The organism is Thalassospira lucentensis, assembly GCF_050516545.1.
GTDB classification, from domain to species: Bacteria; Pseudomonadota; Alphaproteobacteria; order Rhodospirillales; family Thalassospiraceae; genus Thalassospira; species Thalassospira lucentensis_C.
The window spans coordinates 1,311,105-1,336,767 of sequence record NZ_CP191544.1 but is presented as its reverse complement, the minus strand read 5'-3'; the positions used below and the strand labels follow the sequence as shown (position 1 = coordinate 1,336,767).

At 51.4% G+C, this 25,663-nt stretch carries 21 protein-coding genes; 3 read left to right on the top strand and 18 right to left on the bottom strand.

The features are described 5' to 3' along the window. Nucleotide 1: 1 nt before the first annotated feature. The 18 genes from ACQ0MK_RS06160 to ACQ0MK_RS06075 form a co-directional block, all read right to left on the bottom strand. Nucleotides 2–1,171 (bottom strand): ABC transporter permease, encoded by a 1,170-nt coding sequence (locus tag ACQ0MK_RS06160; RefSeq protein WP_430475282.1) that lies wholly within the window; start codon nucleotides 1,169–1,171, stop codon nucleotides 2–4. Then, entirely contained in the window at nucleotides 1,168–2,166 is a 999-nt protein-coding gene (locus tag ACQ0MK_RS06155) for an ABC transporter permease (RefSeq protein ID WP_350042715.1), read from the bottom strand. The genes ACQ0MK_RS06160 and ACQ0MK_RS06155 overlap by 4 nt, the downstream gene beginning before the upstream one ends. Before the next feature lie 77 nt (nucleotides 2,167–2,243). Then, the gene (locus ACQ0MK_RS06150) at nucleotides 2,244–4,175 is read right to left on the bottom strand and encodes an ABC transporter substrate-binding protein (RefSeq protein WP_430475281.1); all 1,932 of its coding nucleotides are present in this window, start codon (nucleotides 4,173–4,175) and stop codon (nucleotides 2,244–2,246) included. After that, complete coding sequence (locus ACQ0MK_RS06145; RefSeq protein ID WP_430475280.1) at nucleotides 4,172–6,100, bottom strand: dipeptide ABC transporter ATP-binding protein; 1,929 nt, start codon at nucleotides 6,098–6,100, stop codon at nucleotides 4,172–4,174. The genes ACQ0MK_RS06150 and ACQ0MK_RS06145 overlap by 4 nt, the downstream gene beginning before the upstream one ends. Further along, nucleotides 6,097–6,729, bottom strand: a complete 633-nt coding sequence (locus ACQ0MK_RS06140) for a hypothetical protein (protein ID WP_430475279.1) — start codon at nucleotides 6,727–6,729, stop codon at nucleotides 6,097–6,099. The genes ACQ0MK_RS06145 and ACQ0MK_RS06140 overlap by 4 nt, the downstream gene beginning before the upstream one ends. Continuing rightward, complete coding sequence (locus ACQ0MK_RS06135) at nucleotides 6,720–7,478, bottom strand: polysaccharide deacetylase family protein (RefSeq protein ID WP_430475278.1); 759 nt, start codon at nucleotides 7,476–7,478, stop codon at nucleotides 6,720–6,722. The genes ACQ0MK_RS06140 and ACQ0MK_RS06135 overlap by 10 nt, the downstream gene beginning before the upstream one ends. After that, nucleotides 7,475–8,617: a glycosyltransferase family protein gene (locus tag ACQ0MK_RS06130; RefSeq protein WP_430475277.1), complete on the bottom strand. Its 1,143-nt coding sequence runs from the start codon at nucleotides 8,615–8,617 to the stop codon at nucleotides 7,475–7,477. The genes ACQ0MK_RS06135 and ACQ0MK_RS06130 overlap by 4 nt, the downstream gene beginning before the upstream one ends. Continuing rightward, nucleotides 8,617–9,219: a histidine phosphatase family protein gene (locus tag ACQ0MK_RS06125; RefSeq protein WP_430475276.1), complete on the bottom strand. Its 603-nt coding sequence runs from the start codon at nucleotides 9,217–9,219 to the stop codon at nucleotides 8,617–8,619. The genes ACQ0MK_RS06130 and ACQ0MK_RS06125 overlap by 1 nt, the downstream gene beginning before the upstream one ends. Then, nucleotides 9,216–10,352, bottom strand: coding sequence for a glycosyltransferase family 4 protein (locus ACQ0MK_RS06120; RefSeq protein ID WP_430475275.1), 1,137 nt, complete (start codon nucleotides 10,350–10,352; stop codon nucleotides 9,216–9,218). Before ACQ0MK_RS06120 ends, ACQ0MK_RS06125 begins: the two co-directional genes overlap by 4 nt. A gap of 11 nt (nucleotides 10,353–10,363) precedes the next feature. Next, on the bottom strand, nucleotides 10,364–11,641 hold the full coding sequence (locus ACQ0MK_RS06115; RefSeq protein WP_430475274.1) for a glycosyltransferase family 4 protein: 1,278 nt from the start codon (nucleotides 11,639–11,641) through the stop codon (nucleotides 10,364–10,366). Between the two features lie 19 nt (nucleotides 11,642–11,660). Further along, nucleotides 11,661–12,863 carry a glycosyltransferase family protein gene (locus tag ACQ0MK_RS06110; protein ID WP_430475273.1) on the bottom strand — a complete coding sequence of 401 codons (1,203 nt, stop codon included), beginning with the start codon at nucleotides 12,861–12,863 and terminating at the stop codon, nucleotides 11,661–11,663. Between the two features lie 132 nt (nucleotides 12,864–12,995). After that, entirely contained in the window at nucleotides 12,996–14,570 is a 1,575-nt protein-coding gene (locus ACQ0MK_RS06105; protein WP_430475272.1) for an MBL fold metallo-hydrolase, read from the bottom strand. Between the two features lie 85 nt (nucleotides 14,571–14,655). Further along, on the bottom strand, nucleotides 14,656–15,909 hold the full coding sequence (locus tag ACQ0MK_RS06100) for a molybdopterin molybdotransferase MoeA (RefSeq protein ID WP_430475271.1): 1,254 nt from the start codon (nucleotides 15,907–15,909) through the stop codon (nucleotides 14,656–14,658). A gap of 21 nt (nucleotides 15,910–15,930) precedes the next feature. After that, a complete protein-coding gene (locus ACQ0MK_RS06095; protein WP_430475270.1) occupies nucleotides 15,931–17,619 on the bottom strand; it encodes an ABC transporter permease in 1,689 nt (562 codons plus the stop codon). A gap of 85 nt (nucleotides 17,620–17,704) precedes the next feature. Continuing rightward, the gene (locus ACQ0MK_RS06090; RefSeq protein ID WP_430475269.1) at nucleotides 17,705–18,721 is read right to left on the bottom strand and encodes an extracellular solute-binding protein; all 1,017 of its coding nucleotides are present in this window, start codon (nucleotides 18,719–18,721) and stop codon (nucleotides 17,705–17,707) included. A 132-nt stretch (nucleotides 18,722–18,853) separates the two neighbouring features. Further along, complete coding sequence (locus ACQ0MK_RS06085) at nucleotides 18,854–19,879, bottom strand: Fe(3+) ABC transporter substrate-binding protein (protein ID WP_430475268.1); 1,026 nt, start codon at nucleotides 19,877–19,879, stop codon at nucleotides 18,854–18,856. Between the two features lie 238 nt (nucleotides 19,880–20,117). Continuing rightward, nucleotides 20,118–21,134 carry a Fe(3+) ABC transporter substrate-binding protein gene (locus tag ACQ0MK_RS06080; RefSeq protein ID WP_430475267.1) on the bottom strand — a complete coding sequence of 339 codons (1,017 nt, stop codon included), beginning with the start codon at nucleotides 21,132–21,134 and terminating at the stop codon, nucleotides 20,118–20,120. A 180-nt stretch (nucleotides 21,135–21,314) separates the two neighbouring features. After that, nucleotides 21,315–22,148 carry a 3'-5' exonuclease gene (locus tag ACQ0MK_RS06075; protein ID WP_430475266.1) on the bottom strand — a complete coding sequence of 278 codons (834 nt, stop codon included), beginning with the start codon at nucleotides 22,146–22,148 and terminating at the stop codon, nucleotides 21,315–21,317. A 339-nt stretch (nucleotides 22,149–22,487) separates the two neighbouring features. Between ACQ0MK_RS06075 and ACQ0MK_RS06070 the strand changes: the two genes are divergently transcribed. The 3 genes from ACQ0MK_RS06070 to ACQ0MK_RS06060 all read left to right on the top strand — a co-directional run bounded on the left by ACQ0MK_RS06070 (nucleotide 22,488) and on the right by ACQ0MK_RS06060 (nucleotide 25,615). Then, a complete protein-coding gene (locus ACQ0MK_RS06070) occupies nucleotides 22,488–23,522 on the top strand; it encodes an ABC transporter substrate-binding protein (protein ID WP_430475265.1) in 1,035 nt (344 codons plus the stop codon). A 200-nt stretch (nucleotides 23,523–23,722) separates the two neighbouring features. Next, nucleotides 23,723–24,586, top strand: a complete 864-nt coding sequence (locus tag ACQ0MK_RS06065) for an ABC transporter permease (protein ID WP_430475264.1) — start codon at nucleotides 23,723–23,725, stop codon at nucleotides 24,584–24,586. Beyond that, nucleotides 24,587–25,615, top strand: coding sequence for a quaternary amine ABC transporter ATP-binding protein (locus tag ACQ0MK_RS06060; protein WP_430475263.1), 1,029 nt, complete (start codon nucleotides 24,587–24,589; stop codon nucleotides 25,613–25,615). Nucleotides 25,616–25,663: the final 48 nt, after the last annotated feature.

Here is a 25,663-nt window from a genome sequence, read left to right as displayed (position 1 = left end):
ATCAGTTCTTGTAAGGATCAGCCGCATCCCGGAGGCCGTCACCGAGGAAATTGAACGCCAGAACGACGATTACGACCGGAACCACGGGCAGCATTAGCCAAGGATAAACAGCAACGGCATTGATGTTTTGTGCTTCGTTCAAAAGCACCCCCCAACTTGTCACCGGTGCGCGTAAACCAAGTCCAAGGAAACTAAGTGCCGTTTCGCCAAGAATCATATTCGGGATCGACAGCGTGACCGATGCGATCAGGTGGCTGGCAAAGTTCGGTAACAGGTGACGTGCCACAATACGCTTTGGTTTTGCCCCCATTAAGCGGGCAGCAAGGGCATAATCTTCTTCCCGCAATGCCAGAAGTTTGGATCGAACCGCACGCGCAAGCCCGGTCCAGTCGATCAGACCAAGAATGATCGTTATCCCGAAATAGATCAGGATCGGGCTCCAGGTCACCGGCAAGGCCGCAGAAAGCGCCATCCAAAGCGGTATTTCAGGCAAGGATCGAATGACTTCAATCGCGCGCTGTGCCGTTGCATCGACCCAGCCGCCGTAATAGCCAGCCGCTCCACCGATCAGAATACCCAGGAAGAAACTAACCGATATCCCGACAAGCCCGATGGTCAGCGAAACACGCGCGCCATAAAAGATCCGCGAAAGCATGTCGCGGCCCAGCCGATCCGTGCCAAACACAAACATCGTGCCGTCTTCTGGCGGACAGACGAAATGGAAATCCATATCGACCAAACCCCAGAACTTATACTCGTCACCAGAACAGAAGAAACGCAGCCGGTCTACCCGATCAGGGTTTGGGGTATAGGTCGGCTTCAATGTTTCCATATTTACTGAGAAATCAGTGCCATAGGTAAATGGTCCGACAAATTCCCCATCATGGAACAGATGGATCGCCTGTGGCGGGTGATGGATGAATTCGGAATTGCGGGTTTCCTGTGCATAGGGCGCGATGAATTCAACAATCAGGATCGATGCATACATGATCCCTAAAATGATCAGCGAAAAATACGCCAACCGATGGCGTTTCAAACGCCACCACATCAATTGCCATTGCGAGGCCAGAAAATACTTTTCCTGTTCGGGCGTTAGTTCTTCGCGTTCCCAAGGATTAAAGGGTGTTGGGTCGACATAATGTTCATTGCGCCGATCGCTATTGATGCTCATTGCCCGACACCTCCCTGCAGACGAATGCGGGGATCAAGCCAAGCCAGCAGAACATCAGAAACAAACATCCCGACCACGGTCAAAAGGGCAAGGAACATCAGGAACGAGCCTGCCAGATACATATCCTGACTTTGCAGGGCCGTCAGCAGCATCGGCCCCGTTGTCGGCAAGGACATCACCACAGACACCAGAACAGAGCCAGAAACCACCTGCGGCAGGATATTGCCAATATCAGCAATGAACGGGTTCAAGGCCATACGAAGCGGGTACTTAAACAGCACCTTCATCGGCGACAAGCCCTTGGCGTGGGCTGTGACGACATATTGCTTGCTCAGTTCATCAAGAAGATTGGCCCGCAACCGCCTGATCATGGATGCCGTACCAGATGTGCCAATCACCAGAACAGGTGCCCAAAGATGTTCAACAACCGACATGATCTTGGCAAAGGACCATCCTTGGTTGGTGAATTCCGGGTCCATCAACCCACCAATCGACGTCCCAAACACGACATTGGCGTAGTACAGCAAGATGAGGGCAAACAGGAAGTTCGGCATCGCCAGCCCAAGAAAGCCAACGAAAGTGAAACCATAATCACCCCAGCTGTATTGCCGGGTTGCCGAATAAATCCCGATGGGAAAACTAACGATATAAATGAACAGAACCGTGCTGAAATTCAGGACCAAGGATAACCACAGGCGGTCGCCAACGACCTCGGATACCGGCAAATTATATTCAAACGAAAAACCAAGATCGCCATGCAAAAGCCCCCACGCCCATTCAATATACTGAACGTATATCGGCTGATCGAGGCCATATTGCTGCTTTAAAAATTCGATTTTTGCCGGATCAACAGCCTCACCCTGAGCCTGGAGCTCGTTGAGATAGGTGCTTAGAAAATCCCCGGGCGGAAGCTGAATGATCACGAACACCAACAGACTGATCATGATCAGTGTCGGCACCATTACAAAAAGCCGTCTTGCCAAATAAGTCAGCATCGGCGGTATTGCTCCCCCTGTCGTTTCACGGCCTTCCCTCGTTGGCAGTGAAACGTCGTGTTACGTGATCAAAGTGCTTATCGATCCCACCAGAACGTATCGGGACGGTAAATCCCAAAGAACGCACCGGGCTCCCAGCTATGTATGCCTTTTTCGGGCACGTTGCGCATATCTTTATCCACCACAACCGGTTGCGGCACATTCCCGATCAATCCGATTGAGAACATATTTTCTGAATTGATATCCAGAATGTCCTGCCAGGCTTCTTTACGGCCTTTTTCGTTGCTGGTCTGCCATTTACGATACTGGATCATCAATTCCTTGGCAGCAGGCATATCCGGTGCTTCACCGGCTTCGCCGTCGGTCTGATAATATTGGCCCCATTTCGGCCATTGCAGACTGTCCTGCTGAGCCGGAACGAATTCAGACGGCACCGTATTTGGCGTCGCAAGGCCATTATCAACCCCGTTGAAGATCGACATGATGGTTTCGCCGCTATAGGCCCGGTTGCGCAACACTTCACGTTGCAGACCTTTGACGAACATCTTCACCCCAACCTGACGCCAGCTATCCCCGATCAGTTCAAGCATATCGTCATGTTCCGGGTTTTCACCGGTGGTTTCGACAATGATTTCCATCGGGCGGCCATCGGGCAGCAATCGGATGCCATCACTGTCGCGTTCAGCCAATCCCATATCATCAAGCAATGCATTGGCCGCATCGATGTCGAAATTGGTAAAGCTTTCGCGATATTCCGGTTTGAAAAGCGGGCTTTTGCGCAAGACCGTGTTGTTGGTTGGCTGTGCCAGACCAAAATACAAAACGCGGTTGATTTCAGTCCGATTGATCGCCATCGACAAGGCACGCCGGAACCGTACATCCCGCAGGACACCGCGCCAAACCGGGTCAGAACAGGTCAGGTTAGGATATAAGGCGGCATGGGCACCGGCACCAACATCCCATAAACGAACCTGATAATTCTGTTTTGCTTCGGACTGTTTAAGGAAAGTGTAGTCCTTTAGCGACAGAACCCGGCTTTGCAGATCAACCTCACCTGCGCCAACCTTGGCCGGCACCAGTTTTGAATTCGAAATATTGAAGATCATCCGGTCGATATAAGGCAGCTGGTTTCCTTCTGGATCGACACGGTGATAATACGGGTTCCGAACAAAGACAAACCGGTCAGATGGTTCTTCGGTCGTGACCAACCACGGATCAAGTGACGGGCGATTGATATTCGACAAGCGATCCGGTCGGTCCATATCCGTATGCAGAACGGCCCAACTGCGCAAACTGCGTTCCGCGACAATTGCGTCAAGCTCATCGCGATCACGGTATTTCTCGTGAAACTGTTTCAGATAATGCGCAGGTCGATAAATGAACGGCGGGAGTGTTGCTGCAAGCTCCGCCAAAAAGAACGGGTTGGACTGTGACCAGCTATAACGCACGGTATATTCATCAAGAATTTCAAAGGTTGCCGGTTCATCACCGACAAACAGGAAACGTGGTGGTCCGACCGGGTACAATTCATCGTTATTGACGATATCTTCCCAGTAATACCGGAAATCCTCGGCCGTAAAGGGCGCGCCATCTGACCATTTGTGACCTTTGCGGATGTGAAGGGTGAAAACATTCCCCTCTTCATTCACATCCAACGCTTCAAGAATATCCGGTTGCAGGTTCAGGTCCGGGTCATAGCCAACCAAACGCGCATAGCCATAGACAACCGCCATACGGATGTCTTTTGACCGGCCCATAATAGTGACGAACTCTCCACCATATTTGCCAATGGTTTTATCTTCTGCACCAAAATCAATAACGTTTGGATGTTCTGGCAACCGTTCAAGCATCGGCGGCAAAGTCCCTTTCGCCACCGCATCCTCAAAATATGGAACTTCCGCGTGACCTGAAACCGGCATCAATGATGCCGTGATAACACCAGTACCAACGACCATACCGGCAAGCACGCGACGTGCCGAAAGCTTCGAAATGATGGGGAACCGGGTCATATCGCGATCTCCGTAAAATCGGCACGTTCGGCACGCACAAAGTGATCTTCTGCAAATTGCATCATCTTTGGTGCACTGGTGTCATTGATCGTAAAAGGCGCAGGCCAACGCGCCGGATCAGAAGCCTTTCCATCGACAATCTTATCGAAATCCAACAGATGGTCGAGATCGGCAAACGGCACAGCATTTAGCAATGCCTGCGTGTAAGGATGAAGCGGATTTCTAAACAGCTGTTCACGTGGGGCTGATTCGACAATGCGCCCGGCACACATCACAGCAATCCGGTCCGCGATGTAATCCACCACGGCCAAATTGTGAGAAATAAACAGATATGTCAAATTAAGATCGCGCTGCAAGTCTTTCAACAAATTAAGTATTTGCGCCTGAACCGATACATCAAGTGCCGAAGTCGGCTCGTCGAATATCAGAAGGTCCGGCTTTAAGCTTAGTGCACGTGCAATGCCAATACGCTGGCGCTGCCCGCCTGAAAAACTGTGCGGATAGCGGCTTAGAAAACGCGGATCAAGCCCAACCAGATCCATTAATTCCAACACCATTTTCTTACGATAGTTGCTATCACCGACCCCATGAATGACCATTGGTTCGGTCACGATATCCTGCACCGTCATACGCGGATTAAGCGACCCAAACGGATCCTGAAACACGAACTGTATGCGTTTTCGATAGGGATTTAACTGATCTTCATCAAGGCCGGTCAGTTCTGTCATCTGACCACTTTCACCGCGAAACAGAATAGATCCCTCATCCGGGTTCATAGCCCGCATGATCAGTTTGGACAGCGTTGTCTTGCCACACCCGCTTTCCCCAACCAACCCGACACATTCCCCACGGTTCACGGTGAGTGACACATCGGAAACGGCCGGGATCATCCGTTCTTCGGATTTGAACCAGTTGCCTTTACGGGTGCTGAAACTTTTGCTGAGATGGCGGACTGCCAATACAGGCTCACTCGCCATTGATGGGTGCAAAGCCAAGGCAGCCGGAACTTCTATTGCTTCGCGCGGGGTGTCTTGCGCTGTAATCTCGGCAAGCAGACTTCCGGTTTTGGGTTTGATTTCGCGCAACGGGCGCAGGCGTTCATCCGGCCCCATGTCAAAATGTGGAACAGCCGCCAATAACGACTGAGTATAGGCATGCCCCGGATTAATAAACACATCATCGGTTTTGCCTGATTCCACCACCCGGCCATCGTAAATAACAACCATGCGATCCGCCATATTTGCGACCACACCGAGATCATGGGTGATCAGCAAAACGGACATCTGCAATTCGCTTTGCACTTCCTTGATCAGTCGCAAGATTTGCGCCTGTATCGTTACATCGAGTGCCGTGGTCGGCTCATCCGCAACCAGAAGTGCCGGACGACAGACCAACGCCATGGCAATCATGGCACGTTGGCGAAGGCCACCTGACAATTCGAACGGGTATGTCTTAAGCGCCCTTTTAGGCTGTGGAAAGCCGATCAGCGTCAGCATTTCAACGGCCAATTCATTTGCCTCGGCCCGACCAACACGCCGATGCAGGCGCACAGCTTCACAAATCTGATCACCAATGGTGTGTAAGGGTGACAAGGAACTCATGGGTTCCTGAAAAATCATGGAAATCCGGCCGCCGCGGATCGCACGCATTTCTGTACCGCTGCGATCCAGCAAGGCAATATCAACCCGTGTGCCCGGCTTTTTCGGATCCGCAAAGATGATTGATCCATTGGTGATCTGGGCTGCCTTTGGCAGCAATCCCATAATCGCCTGAGAGATCGTGCTTTTACCCGATCCGGATTCCCCGACCAAGGCGACAGTTTCTTGCGCACCAATACGAAAGCTTACATTTTCGACAGCCTTCACCCGCATATGCGGCAAGACAAATTCGACTTTCAAATCCTTGATACGCAGAATATCGATCATGTTCGTTTGGCACCGCTTTGTGCGCGTTCAGATGCAGCTGCCTGAACAAGGGTTTCAGCTTCGTCCATCCGCATCAGATTTGTTCGTGTCACGTCATCTACAAGAAGATTGTTATCTTTGGCCCAATCACGTGAGATATCAAGCAGATCGTCAAAACCGTCCAGTGTTGATTCTGCGACAATTTTGGATTCGCCAGCCTGGATCGTCAGTTCAAACCATCCCTTGTTTCCGTCACGTTTGGTACTGAAATAACGCAACCGGAATTTGGAAAGTTCCGACCACGCAAAAGCCGTCCCACCGCGCATGTTCGAGAGACGAATACCATATTCCGAAACATATAGCTTGGACTGGAAACGCATCAGCGTGCGGGCAAAGTAAAATACGAACAACAATGCCAACCCGGCTGCCGTCCATTTGATGATTGAAAGCATATCCGGGATGAGCGCAATCACGCCGCAGATCAACAACCCGACAACTGATTTCGCCAAATCCGGCGCCATCAGCTTTGGCGGATAGGCCATCATCTGAACGTCACTATCCACGACACCCGCAGGTTTCACCGGGTCAGTCAAGGTGTCGGAACCCAGGGTTTCTTCTGGTTCCGCGCGCTCTTTTGGGCTTATTGCCATGGAAATACTCCAGGTATTTTCAGCCAGTTCAGAGCTGAATGTTCCATTGAAAACAGATTATCGAGGAACTTGGTCGTACCTTTGTCATGCACCATATGATGGGTCAGGATGCCGGTAGGTTCCAGGTCGTCCACCTGCCCTGTTCGACGTGCGACAAGATGCGCAACCATTGCACCAAGAACCACGTCTTCGCCAGCAAAGCCACGTGTGCCGCGCCAATCGATAACATCAACATGTGTGTTAACCTGTAACAGGCCCTGATACGGCTCCGCCGATGCACGTGGGTTAAAGGTGCTGATCCCAAAGAATCCCAAGGATTGCAAAGAGGCGACAACATCTTCAGCAACCCTGTTCCACGGCGGAACAATCACCGGCAAAAACCGGCTGCCAAATCGGGATTTCAGAACCGAGAACCCATGTCGTAAGTCTGACACGACGTCCCCTATATCGCGGACATCATCAAGTTCCTGCTTCTTGCGTCCAACGGGCATATGGTTTTTATGTGACCAGCCATGCTGCAACACACGGGTATCAACCGTTTCCACCAAGCGTTCCACAAGATCGTTTTGAAGATCAGCCGGGATAACCGCCAATGCCAGCGGAACGTTGTAATGCTGCTCAAACGCAAGAATTGCTTCAAGTTCCGGGGTGACAGTCACTGCATCATCATCACGCCACCATGCCGTCGCGATCCGTCCTTCGGATTGCCACAGATCAAGCTCCGTGCGTAAATGATCCCAACTGCTCATGCCGTACCCTTAATCATTCCTGCGATAATCGCCGCAGTTTTTTGCGCGCCATCCAGTGCGATTTTCAAACCGCTTGGCCGTCTGGCACTATCTATTTGTTTTGCTAATGATTGCGCAGACAGGCCATCAAGATCAAGCAGGGAAATAACCCCTTCTTTTGAAAGAATTTCGGCACGCTCTGTTTGTTCGCTTTCTCCGCCTTGTGCAAAGGGCACCATCACGGCAGGTGTTTGAGTCGAAAGCACGTCCATCAACGTGTTATAGCCCGCCTGTGATACCGATACAGAAGCCCGCGCCATACGTTCGCGAAAGTCAGGCAGGAAGCGATGTAGGACCATCCCGTCTGGCATATTTTTCAACAGCGCATCGAAACGATCAGCTGGAAAATGCGGGCCTGCAACGATATCCCACGGCGCATTTGCATACTTTTCAGAATATTGACGGGCAGCAATCGCAAGATCAATCAGCTCCGCACCAACAGCACCACCGCCCGCCGAAACCAAAACACCTTTGCGATCTTGCGCAGGGTCACTTGCCGGGTCAGCAGCAATTTCTGGCGCGACATAGCCAGTGTGCACAATCAGATTCGCAATTTCATCTGCGCATTCAAAGCTATGATCAAACCCAAACAATGCCGAGTCACCATGGACCAGAACCGCATCAAGATATTGGCGCGCAACATCACGCATCCATTGCGTTTTACCAATGTCGGCTTTGCGCACCAGCAAATCACGCACAGAACAAACGATTGGAATACCGGCGGCCTTTGCGGCATCAAACAACGGGATCAGTTCGAACCGAAATGCCCTGCGGCCAAACGGGAACATCTCGATCAATAAAAGCTTGGGCGCGGATTCCGTAAAGGCAGCAAGAAGTTCTGCTTTGCGTTGTTCTTTCCAGTCATCGCCAAGCACATTGCCGTTCGGATCAACAAGCCCGGAAAAATTGCTATCGGCTGTTTTACAGGGCGAAAGCTGCAGGACTTGATCAGCGGCAAAATCCAGTCCGTCATCCGGCACACCACCACTGGCAATCAAAACTGTCAGACCGCGATCTTGAATCGCACGGTTGATCAAAGCCATACGGCGCACATGACCAATGCCCAACAGATGCTGCACATACACCATGACATCGGCCATCAGCTTACCTCTCCTAACGTGCTCAACGGCACATTCAGTTCGGAAATCGATAAGCCTTCATCCGATGACCATTCAAAAACGTGCAAACATTCCCAATCCAGCCGATCTGGCATTTTGCCCATCATGTCCCATGGACGGGCCGCAGCATAAACCGCCCGAATGACGCCTTTATGCGTAACAGCACCAAATGTCGGCAGATCATTGTTACGAAGAAACCCTTCGACGCGCTGCAAGACATCGCTCGGGCTTTCGCCGCCATCCGGTCGGAAATCCCACCCACGATCTTCGTTCACCCGCATGGCATCGCCAAGCTCGTCACGCAGTTCCGGAAGTTTTCTTCCTTCCCACTGCCCCCAATCCATTTCGATTAGCGCAGTCTCAACCGAGATCGGGAAAATCGACAAGGCATTCGCCGTTTCGCGGGTTCGCGACAAAGGCGTACAGAACCACGGCACATTGCACCAATCATCCGGTAGTCGATAATTACGATAGGTCTGAACCGTTTCTGCCCGAAGCGAAATATCTGATCTTCCCTGAATGCGTTTTTGCGCATTCCAGTCGGTCACCCCATGACGCAGCAAGGCAAAGCGAATGATGCTCATGGCCTCCCCTGCCGATCAGAAACAAGATTGCGCAATGTCGCACCAAGGATATTGGCAGCCGCAGCAACCGTGTGGTGTTGCATTGCCTTGGATGCACCAGATTCCCCTATTGGGCGTAACGCTTCAACATCACAGGTTAGACAACGTGTCAGCCTGTCGGTAAAGGCAGCTTCATCACCAATCGGTACAAGCCATCCGGTCATGCCTTCAGATACGATCCCTGAAACACCGCCGGCATCACCTGCCAAAACTGGCAATCCTGCCGCCTGTGCTTCCAACAATGCCATACCAAATGCTTCATTGATTGCCGGCCAGACAAACAGATCCGATTTGCCCAGAATTTCACGCGTTTGTTCGGGCACACACTGACCTGAGAATGAAACGTGGCTTGCTGTGACCATGTGCTGATCAAACAGGGCTTCGACATCTGATCGCACGGGTCCATCACCAATGACGGTTAAATACCAATGATCGACACCGTTTCGCAAAGCCTGCCCTAATGAACGGGCAAGAAGGTCATATGATTTAAGCTTGTCACCCTTACGCATCATGGCGGTCGCCACCAACTGGACGCAGGCAGGATCAATTGCCCTTCGGCGTGCAACCGACCAGTTTTCAACTTGGGTAAAGGGTGGCAAGAAATGAACAGAACCGGAATCACAGATTGGGTAAAGGCATTCCATATCCGCCCGGTTTAAGGAGAAAACCGCATCTGCATGGCGCAATGCGGTTTCAACCGCAGCATGGCTTTGCCCCCATCGGCCACTTGCCCGTTTGGGCGCAAAGGATGCTTCGGCAACGACATAGGGGATATCAAGTGCATTGGCGACAATCGGCCCAATCCAGTCCGGGGCCTTGTAATACAGATGATAGGTAAACCAGATATCCGGGCGTGGACGAAATCCCGATTGATATTGCCGCAACAACCTTGCCGCCAGTTTCGTGCCCATTTCGGCCAGACGTGCTTGTTGCATGACATTGCCATCGGCGACACGGCTGCGAAGGCGGGAGGCGACATGAACCTCCATCCCTGCATGTTTCAACGCGTCACACAGCATGCGCGCCATCAGGCGATCACCTGAGGGTACGGGATGGTCAACGGGCTTTAGCGGGGCGTAAAAGGCAACCTGCAAACGCGTGCCTCCTACTCTGCGGCGGGTTGTTGGATTGTTGCGTCTTTATTTTCTGTGTTCTGATCAGAAACACCGAACCGATGGGCCAGTTCCTTCATCCCGCGATAGAATGAGAAATCACGCCGCACGATTTCATTGCCCTTGCGTCCCATGTCGGCACGCTTGGCTGGATCAGAAATCATGACTTCCAATGCATGTGCCAGCGCATCAGGATCGCGTTGCCCGACCAGCTTGCCGTTTACCCCGTCTTCGATCAGTTCCGGGATTGCCGAAATCGCGGTTGAAACAGCCGCCAATCCGCAAAGCTGTGCTTCCATCAAGACATTTGGCAACCCATCACGGTCGCCATCCTGTTCAATCCGGCTGGCCAGAACAAACAGATCAGATGCCTGGCACGCTGCAATCACTTCCTTTTGGTCGCGCGCACCTTGCCAGTCACAGCGATCCGAGATGCCAAGTTCTACGGCCAGTTGCTTGTACTTATCGCGGCTACCGCCACCGATATGAACGAACCGCCAATGCAGTGTTTTTGGAAGTTTGGCAAAGGCATGCAAAAGGTCGTCATACCCCTTTTTGCCAACCAAACGCCCAACGGAGAGAACAATCACCGGATCAGCGGCATCACTGCCATCGCGCATGGCACGTACCGGTAACTCTTCCGGAAATCGCGAGAAATCCAAGCCATGATACAGCAGATTGACCTTGGCTGGATCTTCCGCCAGCTCACGCAGATAATCAACATTGGCCTTTGTACAGGTCACCAGCCAATCCATATCGCGCAGCTTTTCGCGCATATCCCAATCTTCGCTGGTGTAGATATCCTTGGCATGTGCCGAACAGGACCACGGCAAGCCGCGTATGATCGCGCAATAGCGTGCGACCGATGCTGGCGTATGGAAGAAATGGGCATAGATGCGCGTGATATTGTCGGGAAGTTCCGCGGCCATTACCATGCCTTGGGCAAAACGACGGGCACGGTTGGACGTGCGATCACGGCGGTAATCTTGCCACCAGATATTAAAGGCACGGCGATATCCGGGAAGTTTGCGAACCTTTAACCAACTCCGCAGAACCCGCAGCGGTTCCTGATAGACATATTCAGGAAGATAATCGACATCACCGGCAATGCGGTCATTGATCGGGTGACGCTTCTTATCCGTGGGATGACGGAGTGACACGATCCGATACGGAATGCTTGCCTGCTGAATTCCCAGAATTTCCTGCGCAATAAAGGTTTCCGACAATCGCGGATATCCCTTCACCACGATTGCAAGACTGTCGCGTGTCATCAAATCTGTTCCTGATGGTTTATTCAGCAGCCATTTGCGGCGGAAGCCAACGATCAACAAGATCACCAACCCGATCAAGTCCGCCCATAAGGTTGGGGACTGTCACGTGGGATGGTTTGGGTTGATCAATCAGCCCATGAAGCACATTGGCCATTTCGCGTGGATCACGGCCACCTTCCTCAGTCAGCATTTTGATCAGGCCGAGTTTTTCGGCAGCAGACGCACGCACATACTGTTCAAGACGCGGCACAGTACGCGGCACAATGACCGCTGGCTTATCAAAGGACAGGATTTCACAGAACGTATTATAGCCGCCCATCGCAACGACCCCTGCCGATTTATCCATCAGCATTTCAACATTGGCGTCAAAGGTAATAACGGAAAGCTTTGCAATGCTTTCAGCACGTTCCATAAACATTTTCTGTTCCGCAGGCGCCATGAACGGCCCCAGAACAATCAGCGATGGCACGGCAATCGTCGGGTCGGTTTCATAGGCGCTAACCACCCAGTCAACCAGATTGACCCCATCACCGCCGCCACCCGGCGTCACCAGATAATAAGGTTCTTCCAGGCCAAGTGCGCCATGTTCCGGTGTTGGGCGGCGCGTTGCGGTACGCGGCAGATAGCCGGTATAGGCCATCTTTTCTTCAACCCCTGCTGGAAGATCAATGCCTTCAAGCGGGTTGCAGATTTCCTGCAAACCATAAACCCATATTTCGTCATAAAGATCGGCAAGCGCTGGCACGCATTGTTTGCGATCCCATTCTTCGCGTAAATTAACCGGATCATCCATCACATCACGTAAGCCCATCACAAGGCGGGTGCGACGATGACGCAACATTTGCAATGTCGATTCCACTTCGCCGCGCAAGCCAAGCGGCTCCTTATCAACGATAAAGATATCGGGATTAAAGACGTCTGCTGTGTGCTTAATGATCGATTCACGCATCGCCAGAATCTGATCAACATCGATGTTGAGATTAAGCGAGGTATATTCACCGTTAGACAGCTTGATCACGCCCGGAATGCGGACGAAATCAACTCGTGAACGGAATTCAAAACTGCCGATAATGGGGGACCCGGACAGAATAAGAACTGAAACATCATCCCTGCGCGAAACAAGCGCATGCGCAATGGTGCGGCAACGGCGCAAATGGCCCAGCCCGAAGGTATCGTGGCTATAAATAAGAACCCGATAACCAGAGTTCCCTACGATTGACATATACCCGCCCGTCTGCGTAGTGGTTTCATATACCTGTCACCCTATTAATAGGGTGACAGGTTATCCAATGTTGGCAAGTAAATCCGCGCATTAGCAATTTTTGCCATTATTTCTTTTCCAAGGTAATTGCTCTCACACTGACCCGATATCGCGCAAGACTTTTTCTAGTATATCGCGCCTTTCTGTATCAGTTTTAAGCGACCGGAGCTTTTCAGAAAGTGCTGTGACCGTTCCTGCATAAAGATTGTGCCAGTCATCGCGGGATAATTCTTCACCTGAAATTCTGGGGGTGGGAACAATTGCCTTAACACCACCTTTTTGCAAAGCGACCGTTTCATCAAGCATCGGCAAGGAAATCTGGTTGGCAGGAATACCCTGTGCGATCAATGCCTGTTCAAAAGCAGCCCGTGCCCCCTGCTCGCCGTGCGTTAGGAATATTCTCCGTGAAACAGGCAGTCTGTCTTTCGTCCAGCGCAACAACATCTCCTGATCGGCATGCCCTGAATATACATCAAGCGTTCGAATACGGGCACGGACTTCAATTTCCTCGCCGTGGATACGAACCCGTTTGGCTCCGCGTTGCAAAACGCTTCCAAATGATCCTGCTGCCTGAAAACCAACCAAAAGCACTGTTGAGTTCGGTCGCCACAAATTGTTTTTTAGATGGTACCGAATACGACCAGCGTCACACATGCCACTGGCCGAAATGATGATCGCACCGCTTGTGACATTTGCCAGTTGCTTACTTGCTTCGACATCCGGAACCATGTGAAATTTTGGATGCGATAAAGCATTGGCATCACTGCGATCAAGATGCTTGGCAAACACTTCTGTCGCACGTTGGGCAAGCGGGCTGTCGACAAAGACATTCGCTTCAGGCAATTCACCGCGATTAAACAAATACGCAAAATCAACAAGCAATTCTTGGGTGCGCGCCACTGCAAAACTTGGAACAATAAGGTTTCCACCCGCCTTCAAGGCGTCCCGCACTTCCTTTCCCAACATCGCCCGACGTTCATCATCACTAATTTCCGGGCGATTTCGGTCCCCATAGGTTGTTTCCACAAACAAATAATCCAGCCCCGATGGCGCCTCCGGTACATCGTTGAATACGGCTTCACCGGTGCCAAGATCACCCGAAAACAGCAGGCGGGTTGGCTTACCATCAACCTTGTTTGATGCAATTTCGACTTCGATCGATGCTGATCCCAACAAATGTCCTGCATCCCAGAATCTTGCTCCAACGCCTGGCAAGACTTCCTGCCATTCATGGTAGTCCACAGTTTTCAAGCGTGTAAGGGTATGTTCAGCATCCTTGCGGGTATAAATTGGTTCGACCTCGGGACGACCACGCCGCGCGTTCCGGCGATTTAGTCGCTCGACCTCGCTTTCCTGAATATAACCGGAATCAGGCAGCATATATGTCAAAAGGTCACAGGTCGGATCTGTCGCAAAGATCGATTTATCAAACCCGGCTTTGACAAGCTTTGGCAGCAATCCGGAATGATCGATATGGGCATGGGTAAGAAGAACCGCCGCTACATCCTTGGCTTCAAACGGAAAAGGACCATAATTGAGTTCCCGGACGGTCTTACTTCCCTGAAACATTCCGCAATCAACAAGAATATTGCCGTGATCTGTTTGCAGGAGATAGCATGAGCCTGTCACACCACCAGCTGCTCCGCAAAATGTAACCGATACCGTCATGTTCTTCACCTTCGCGCATTGGAACTGCTCCAAGACTTCAGGAAAACATTTGCCTCTGCAATGATTTGGATCAGTTCAAACCAGTTTATTGAAGACCGCGAAGCGGCAAATACAAAACAGTGTCGCCTTTGGAGACTTGGCCACAGCTCTCAGGAATCTCAATCAAACCTTCGGCCCACACCATCGAAGATAACATACCTGAACTTGTCGAGTTAAAAGCAACAGCTTCAAATTCGCCGTCATCATTTTGCACAAGACGCGCGCGCAACCACTCCCGGCGCCCCGTTCCACGCTTAAAGTCAAACCCCGCACGAACCGGAATTCGAACCGGTTCGGTTTGCGATCGCTGTGCGCCCATAACATGGCGCAGCAACGGCATCACATACAGCAACCCGGACACCAACACTGAAACCGGATTTCCCGGAAGGCCAATCACCAGACAATCGCCAATCTTCCCGCGCATCAACGGTTTTCCCGGCTTAATCGCAAGCTTCCATGCGGTGATTTCACCAAGTTGATCAACAACCGGTTTAAGCAAGTCCGCCTTGCCAACCGAAACCCCGCCAGAGGTCATAATCACATCATGGGTTTTGGCCGCACTGCCAAGCGCGTTGCTCAACACATCAAAATCATCTGCCAACAAACCAAGATCGGTTACTTTGCACCCAATCTCGCGCAACATACCAATCATCGCAAACCGGTTGGAATCATAGATCCCACCGGGCGGCAGCGGATCGCCGGGCTTTGCCAATTCATCACCGGTGGAAAACACGGCAACGGATAAGGGCTTTGACACCGTCAGAGCACCGCGTCCCTGCCCCGCGGCAATTGCAATATCTTGTGGTCGCAGAACCATACCACTTGCAAGAACTACCTCACCGGCTTTGATATCTTCACCGGCCCAACGGATATTCTGGTTCAAGGTTGTCCGGCCGATAACCTCGTCGCTGATTTCAATGATGGTTTCATCATCATTGGCAGCGACATTTTCCTGAATAACCACACAATCAGCGCCATCGGGAATAGCAGCCCCGGTTGCGATGCGAATAGCAGCCCCGATGGGGAGTGACCCGGCATAGGGATGCCCAGCCAACGAAACACCAACGACGTCAATTGGCCCTTTCGCCACCATCAGATCAGCATGACGCAGGGCATAACCATCCATTGCCGAGTTATCGACAGACGGAACCAACACCGTCGCAATCACATCTTCGCGCAGGACCGCGCCATAGCACTCAACAAGCGACCGCTCTTCAACGGATGAGCTCACTGGCACTTCTGCGAATGCAATTTCCAATGCGTCAGAAAGCAATGTCAGTCCGGGTTTGGTGTTTTGCATTTGAATGGTCACATTCCCTGCTTAAGACTGGTCACTGTGCCCCGGTCGCGATTTGGAAATCGCTCGGCTGAGCATGATGACGGGGATCACCCCGACAAGAACGATGGTCAGCGCCCCAAGAGCAGCCTGTTCGATCATCTCGTCCTTGGCAAACTGATAGACATGGGTTGCCAGCGTATCAAAATTAAACGGCCGCAAGATCAAGGTTGCGGGTAATTCTTTCATGCCATCAACAAACACCAAAACGGCTGCTGCCAAAATCCCGCCGCGCACCATTGGGAAATGAATACGCTTAAGCGTTCCCCACGGGCTTTCACCCAGTGTTCTCGCCGCATCGTCCATGCTTGGTCGAACTTTGCCAAGGGCGGCTTCAATCGCGCCATAGGAAACCGCCATGAACCGCACAGCATAGGCAAAGACCAAGGCAAACACAGTCCCGCTTAGCAACAAGCCGGTCGATATCCCAAAGGTCTCGCGCATGACAGCATCAAGTGCATTATCAAAACGTGCAAACGGAATCAAAACACCGATCGCCAAAACAGCACCGGGCACGGCATAGCCGACCGATGACAACCGCACAAAGAACTTTAGCAAAGTTTGCGGGAATAACCGCAACGCATAGGCCATGAAAATCGCGCAGCCAACAGCGACAAGGGTTGCCAAGCCTGACACCAGCAAACTGTTGCCCGCAAATTCAAAGAAATCTGGCGTCCAGCTTTGATCAAAATATCCCACCGAATAATAAATCAGCACCAAGGACGGCACAACAAAGCCAAGCAGGATCGGTAGAATGCATACCGCCAACGCTCCGATCTTAGCAGCCGGCCCAAGATCATATCCCGGCAATTCCTGATAACGGTTGGTGGTATCATGGAACCGCTGACGACGGCGGGAATAACGTTCAATCATCAAAAGTGCGATGACAACGGCCAACATCGTAAGCGCGATCTGTGCAGCACCACCTGCATTGCCCATGCCCAGCCAGACATTGAAAATCCCCGCTGTCAACGTATGCACAGCAAAGAAGTCAATCGTACCAAAATCGTTCAGCGTTTCCATCAACGCAATCACAACACCAACAACAATGGCAGGTCGCGCCAATGGAAGCGCAACGGTAATAAACGAATTCCATGAACTGCGGCCCAGAATACGGGCAGCTTCGATGACACATACTGATTGCGCAAGAAATGCAGCCCGGGCGAGCATATAGACATAGGGGTATAATGTCAGACTAAGGACAATGATCGCCCCACCCTTGGTCCGGATATCGGGGAACCAATAGTCTGCAGCCGATTGCCAGCCAAATATATCACGCAACATCCGTTGAACCGGACCGGCATATTCCAAAAGATCGGTGTAGACATAGGCGACAATGTAGGCCGGAACCGCCATCGGCAGCAGCATCGCCCATTCAAAGAACCGCTTACCCGGCAACTTGCACATGGTCACAACCCATGCGCTCGACACCCCGATCAAAATCACACCAACACCAACACCCAACATCAAAATGCCGGTGTTTTTCAGGTATCTGGGCAACATGGTGGATGCCAGGTGCGGCCAAATGTTTTCGGTGGGAAAGAATGCCAGATAGGCCACGGCAATAATTGGAGCCGCGACCATCATCGCGATAATAAATGCCCCAATGAGCCAAATCGAAGACTGTCCCCGCGGCAACCAGCGCATCGCAGTACGCCCTGTCGGTTTACGCATGGGATCAAGAGTCTCCGCAATCACGGCAGGACGATTATCATCACCTTTTTGTGTATTACAAACGTTGTTCACGGTTGTTCCCGCCTTAATCGTCGAAGGCCACTTCGTCCAAAAGCTGCTTAGCTTGGTCCTGATAGCCTGCTATGACGGTTAAAGGCAAACGTTCAGATGTAAACTCCCCCCAAGAACGCAACATTTCTGGCCAAACAATCCCAACCGGATATTCAAAATTGGCATCGGCATAGATATGCTGAATTTCACTGCTCGACATGAACTCGATCAGTTTCAGCGCGTTTTCCCGGTTCGGTGCCCCTTTTACCAAAACAGCACCGGTAATGTTCATGTGAGTTCCGCCAGAGTCCTGATTAGGGAACACGATATGCACTTTGCTGGCCGCGGGCCGGGCCGTCGGATCATCCAACATCTTGCCGTAATAATACGAGTTTACGATCGCAACACCGCATTCACCGCGCGCAACGGCGGCAATTTGGTCCACATCGCCTCCTTGCGGCTTCCGGGCAAGATTTCTTTTAACAAAACGCAGCCACTCACGCGTAAAATCAACGTCATGACGGGCAATCATCGAACCGATCAAACCAAGATTGTAAACATGATAGCCTGACCGAATGCAGATCTGTCCCTTAAATTCCGGACTGGCGAGTTCTTCGTAACTTGTGACTGCCAGACTTTTGGTCGCATCGCGCGATGTAACGAACACGCGCGCACGCGATGTCAGCCCCACCCAAAGATTATCTTTGTCGCGATAGTCCGACGGAATGTTTTGCGCAATCAACACCTCATTGATCGGTTCTGCGATACCAGCTTCACCTGCCTCAACCAAACGACCAACATTCACAGCCAAGAGAACATCAGCGGGTGTATTCGTGCCCTCACGGACGATACGATCAACCATGTCTGCTTCGGAATACAGAACGTTAACGCGAATACCAGTTGCTTTGGTGAAGCGTTTAAACACCGCCTGCACAAATTCGGGCTGTCGTTCAGTATAAACGTTAACTTCACCATCAGCCTTTGCAATATTGCAAAAAACCGCTGCGAAAAACCCGACACAAAGAAACAATCTGATAGGCCTGAAATCCATCAACTGTAGCCATTCTCAAAATCTTTACGCATCTATACATAGTTACGCGATGAAGGAATGAAAACAATTCTGACAAATTCTGGTGCGAATTTCACGGTGCAAAGTTTGTGATGAATGCCAATGGCCTACAGCTTATTCGTTAAACCCGACTTCATCAATCAGACGGATCGCCTCACCCCGGTTGGTCGCAATCGCATTAAGCGGCAATTCATCATGGCGAAACCTGCCCCAGGACCGCACCATTTCCGACCAGGCAACGCCCTGCTTCACAGGATATTCAAAATTGATGTCCGCATACATATGCTGGGCTTCGTCATTTGACAGAAACTCGACCAGCTTAAGGGCATTTTCCTTATTCGGCGCATTCTTCATCAAGGCCACGCCCGAGATATTCACATGCGTCCCGCGATTTCCCTGATTGGGGAAAACAATGCGCACATCTTTTGCTGCAGGTGCCTTGTTCGGGTCATCAAGCATCTTGCCGTAATAATAGGAATTGCCGATTGCCACATCACAAACGCCTTGTGATACCGCCTCAATCTGGTCGGTATCAGCACCTTGTGGTTTACGGGCAAGATTGTCTTTGAGTGCTGTGAGCCACGCTTTGGTTTCTTCCGGGCCATGATGAGAAATCATCGAAGCAATCAGGGCAATATTGTAAACATGCATCCCCGAACGCACACAGATGCGCCCTTTCCACTGAGGGTCAGCAAGCTCTTCATAACTGCTGATCTCAGCCGGACTTACACGGTCAAGCGATGTATAAATCACACGCGCACGGGTGGTCAGACCAACCCAAAGATGGTTTTCATCGCGAAACTGGGCGGGAATATTGGCATCCAGAATATTGCTTTGGATTGGCTGGGCAATATCGGCATCAACCGCATCCTGAATACGTCCGATATCAACCGTCAAAAGCAAATCGGCAGGGCTATTACGTCCTTCATGCTTGATCCGTTCGACCAAACCATTTTGTGAATACAGGGTATTCACACGGATACCAGTTTCTTCGGTAAACCGTTCAAACATCGGCTTGATCAGGAATGGCTGGCGCAACGAATAGACATTTACTTCTTCTGCTGCATTGGCGGCTTGAACCATTGAAAGCCCCATTGCCACCGCAACAAGACCACAGACCGTTTTGCGCAGAGAATTCATGAATGCCTCATTTTGGATATGCCACAAACAATGCAGCAATTAGGAATGATTTGTATTTGCTTCACCTGAAACTAAAGGGCAGCCCCCGGCTTTTGCAAGTGAGAAAACCACATAAGTGCCTTGTTAAAGCGTTAACCGGCAAACTTATCCACATCTTTCCAAGCTTGGCGCACAAATAAGAAAAAGGGATGGCAAAATGCCACCCCTTTGATCATTCGGCCGGTATTGGGTCTTTTGACTATTCGTTATAGCCAACCTGATCGACCATTTTGACCGCATCCGGGCTTAGGCGAGCGATCTCGGACAACGGCAATTCGTCTGCCTTGAATGTGCCCCATGACTTAACATTGTCAGCCCATTTAACACCGGCTTTGACCGGGTATTCATAATTCACTTCCGCATAGATTTCCTGAGCAACATCACCGGTCAGGAATTCCATCAATTTGACGGCATTGTCCTGGTTCGGTGCATTCTTGATCAGGCTCATGCCGGAAATATTCATCGACATGCCACGGCCATCCTGGTTCGGGAAGACGATATTTACCGCTTCTGCCCAAGGACGTTGTTCTTCGTTATCCATCATTTTGCCAAAGTAATAGGTGTTGCCGATCGCAAGATCACATTCACCTTCCTTGATCGCCTTGACCTGACCACGATCATTGCCCTGTGGTTTGCGTGCAAGGTTGCTTTTCAGGCCTTCAAGCCATTCTTTGGCTTTCTCTTCGCCATGCACAGCAATCATGGATGCAAACAAAGCAACGTTGTAAACGTGCGTACCGGAACGCGTGCAAATGCGACCTTCCCATTTCGGATCAGCAAGGTCTTCATAGGTCGCGATTTCGCCCTCAGCAACCCGATCCTTCGATGCATATATTGCCCGACCACGCTGGGTCAAAGCGAACCAGTGACCTTGCTCATCGCGAAGATGGGCCGGAACATTGGCCGAAATCACGTCATTGGACAGTGACTGAGTAACACCAGCATCAACCGCCTGCTGAATACGACTGATATCAACCGTCATCAGAATATCGGCCGGGCTGTTGTCGCCTTCTTGTTTGATCCGTTCAACCAAACCTTTTTCAGCAAAGATCACATTGACCTTAACACCGGTTTGTTCGGTGAATTTCGCAAAGAGTGGCTCAACCAAGAACTCCTGACGCAGGGAATAAACATTCACTTCCTGTGCAGATACAGCACCCGCGACAAGTGTTGAGGCACCAAGAACAGCACCACCGATTAGTTTTCTGATATCCATTGGAACGATCCCTTTTGAAACTTGTGAGCTTCCAAGCTGCCCTGATCCTGCAACTCATTTGCATCCGCGTTTGCAATTAAGAGAATCCAGTCCCTTTTTCAATAAGGTTTTCCCAAATCATCCCGCAAGTGTGACACACATCACTTATACGCAAAGCCGCATAAACGGCACTGGCACCCATTATAAGACGTTGAAGGACCCGTTGCTGGACGTCCGCCAGGCATCCAGAAATTCCTGATACGCGGGGACATCGCCTGCCCGTTCTTCAAGCCACGCGACGGTCAGGTTGATCGCATGGTTATAGCTATCATGATCAGTCAAACCGGTATGAAGTGCATGGCGCAGATACAGCAAATAGGTATTAAGAACATCCGTCTCGCAATATCGGCGAATGGCATCGACCTCGCCATTGTCAAACATCTCGGAAACCTTGCTGCCATCGACCCCGGTTTTGCCCGGAAGATCAAGGGCGGCACAAACTTCATTCATTTTGGTGCGTGCAGACGCCCCGTAATCGGAAAGAACTTCGGCCAAATCGCAATGCCAGTTCGGCGCATAACGCGACGTATAGTTTTCCCACTTATTGGTTGCCTGATGCAGCCAGCGTGCCGACACGCCGTGTTTCATCGCGCGATATTTCAAAACCGGAATATCAAACCCACGGCCATTGAAACTGACAAGACGCGGGAACAATTTCCCACAATAGGAAAAGAACCCGTTCACAAGGTCCTTTTCCTCAGACGTCAGTTCCCCACCTGATCTAAGTTCATCGATCTCATACATTTCGACATCGCCGTCGCGCTGGATCGTTGCCCGCAGGAAACTGATCGCTACCACCTTGTGAAACGGCTGACGCGGAAATCCGTTTCGGCCATTGGTGATCTCAAGATGATAGTCTTCCAGCATCTTGCGCCCGGTTTCGGGATCAGGCGCGGTTTGCCCGGTCAATTGCGGCAAGACGTCAATATCGGGAACGGTTTCGATATCAAAGACGAACAGACTGGAATGCATCATGACGGGCCCCACAGGTTTGTTTCGCTCAACATAACGATACATGCCGTGAAATTCACGGATTTATCGTCGTGCATTCAAACCAGTCTACCTGACATCTCCTGCCTACCCCTGTCAGGAGCATTCTGCAATGATATCAGCACCAAGACGTCATCACGTCGTCGTTATATCAGACACCGGGGGTTGCGTCCTTTCTAGGGCCATGTCTAGAATTGCCGCACCTGTATCAGGGGCACGGTCACGTTCAAACAGGATCAGCACCGATCCGAACCCTGCGGTCAAAGGCTGCAAAGACCATGCATTTGATGCGTTTCCGGACCGCAACCACGAAGGGACAGAAAGATGAAAACCCTGCCTACCGGAGCCGCAATGCTGATGGCCGCTGGCCTTGCATTTACCCAATTCTCGTCAACCGCACAGGCACAGGATGCGACCTGCGAAATAGATCGACCGGTGATGTTTGCCGGGCTGAACTATGACAGTGCCCTGTTCCACAATGCGGTTGCCCGTTTCATCATTGAAAAAGGCTATGGCTGTAAAACCGATGCCCTGCCCGGCGATGTCATCCCGCTTTTGACCGGTACGGGCAAAGGTGATGTCGATGTCGTCATGGAAATCTGGCGCGACAATGTCGCCGAAGCCTGGACAAAGGCCGAGGCGGCCGGAACTGTCAGCCAGATCGGGGTCAATTTCAATGACGCCGTCGAAGGCTGGTTCGTGCCGCGCTATGTCATCGAAGGCGATGCCAAACGCGGGATCGAACCGATGGCACCCGACCTTAAATCGGTCGACGATCTGCCAAAATATGTCGATCTGTTCGAAGACGCCGAAGAACCCGGAAAAGGCCGTTTTTACAACTGCCCGTCGGGTTGGGTCTGTGAAAAGGTCAATTCATCAAAACTGACGGCCTATAATCTTGATGAAAGCTTCACCAATTTCCGTCCCGGTACGGGGGCTGCTTTGTCAGCTGCCATCGCATCGGCCCATAAACGCGGAAAGCCGGCCCTTTATTATTATTGGGGTCCGACATGGGTGATGGGTCTTTATGACAGCTACCGCCTTGAAGAACCGACCTATGACAAGTCGATCTTTGACGCGCTCAAAACCGATGAAAACCCGACAAAGGCAACCGCCTATCCGCAAAGCACGGTGACGGTGGGTGTGAATTCGGACTTCATGAAATCAGCCCCCAAACTGATCGACTTCCTGACCCACTACGAAACCAGCAACGCGCTTGTTTCTGAAATGCTGGCCTATATGCAGGAAAACAACGAAAAGCCCGACGGGGCAGCGATGTATTTCCTGCAACAAAAGCCGGACGTCTGGAAATCATGGGTATCTGATGAAGTCGCAGCACGGGTTGAAAGCGCGCTTTAACCTCGACACGACAAACCAACTCAAACACCCCGCCGGAGCAATCTTGCGGGGTGTTTTACGTTTGGAAGCGTTTCAACTGAAATAACCAAAAACTGTCAGCAGATGTCAGGCAGTGTTCGATTTACAGTCGCGCGGGCAGAATGATCTTGTTAGGCTGCTACGCTCGTTGATTTATTGGGCAAATCGGGCGTAGCGCCATTATGTTTCCAGAACAATTGAATGTGCCGTTGGGCAAGTGGGTTAATCAGTTTGTTGATTGGCTGGTCATCAATTATGGCGCGGCGTTTGAAGCCTTTGCCGACAGCCTGCTGAGCGTTTTGGTCGCGTTGGAACAGGTGTTGCGCGGCGCGCCTTGGTGGGTGGTGTTGATCGCCATTGCCGCGATCACATGGCATGCCAGTAAGAACTGGAAGCTTGTCCTCGGGCTGGTGGTCGCGATGTTTGTCATTGGCATGTTGGGCCTTTGGGACAAGGCGATGCAGACCTTGGCCCTGATGATTGTTGCCACATCACTTTCGGTCATCATCGGGGTGCCGGTCGGGATTGCCATGGCGCTTTCAAACCGGTTGCGCGCCGTCATGCTACCGATCCTTGATACCATGCAGACCATGCCAAGTTTTGTGTATCTGATCCCTGCCCTGATGCTGTTTGGCTTGGGCAAAGTTCCCGCCATTCTGGCGACGGTGATTTATGCAGCCCCACCCGTCATGCGCCTGACCGATTTGGGTATTCGTCTTGTGGATCAAGAAGTTCTTGAAGCATCTCGGTCCTTTGGGGCCAGCCGTAAGCAAATCCTGTTTGGGGTTCAGTTGCCCCTTGCCCTTCCCAATATTATGGCCGGGATCAATCAAACCACGATGATGTCGATTTCCATGGTGGTGATTGCCTCCATGATTGGCGCACGTGGTCTGGGCGAACAGGTTTTGATGGGCATTCAACGACTGGATGTTGGTGCGGGGATGGAGGCCGGGATTGCGATTGTTCTTTTGGCGGTCGTGTTTGACCGGATCGGACAAGCCTATGGCAAGCGGTCCCAGCGCAATCCGTCGGCGGAGGATGCTTAGATGAGCTATATCGAAATCCGCAATATTTTCAAAATCTTCGGCCCCGATCCCAAAAGCGCACTTGAACTTGCCAAGGCCGGATCGGACAAGGATGAAATCTTGGCTTCGACCGGACATACGGTTGGGCTTCACGACGTGTCGCTTTCCATCGAACAGGGGGAAACCTTTGTCGTGATGGGTCTATCGGGTTCGGGTAAATCCACCCTGATCCGCCATCTTAACCGGCTGATTGACCCGACGGCTGGTGAAGTATCCTTTGGCGGGGAGGATATCCTGTCGATGGATATCCCGACATTAAACGCGTTTCGCCGCAAACGGCTTGGCATGGTGTTTCAGCGGTTTGGCTTGCTTCCCCATCGCAATGTCATGGATAACGTTGCCTATGGGTTGGAAATTCAGGGGAAACCGCGCAAAGCCCGCGAGGCCGCCGCATCGAAATGGATCGAACGGGTTGGTCTGGCGGGGTACGAAGCCAAATTTCCCGATCAGCTTTCAGGTGGTATGCAGCAACGCGTTGGCCTTGCCCGCGCCCTTGCCACCGACCCGGAAGTTCTGTTGATGGACGAGGCCTTTTCCGCCCTTGATCCATTGATCCGAAGCGACATGCAGGATGAGTTAATGAAGCTTCAGACCGAGCTTCATAAAACGATTGTCTTTATCACCCATGATCTTGACGAGGCGCTTAAGATCGGGGACCGCATCGCGATCTTGAAAGACGGGAAACTGATTCAGGTCGGACGCCCCGAAGAAATTGTCCTGCATCCGGCAGATGACTATGTGCAGGCATTTACCCGTGATGTGAACCGTGGGCGGGTTTTACGTGCCCGATCGATTATGCGACCGATATCTGATACGGATTCCTCGCACCACACTTCTGACGTGAAGATAGCTCATGACACACGGCTTGACGAGATTGTGCCATATTTTCTCGATTCCACTTACGCCCTGCCATTTGCCGTAGTTGATAGCGACGGTTGTATAATCGGCACTATAGGAAAGTCTAATGTTTTAGATGTCATTAACAAGTAAGGCATTGCAAATCACCATAAAGTCTTGATTTTCCCGTTATGCGCGTAT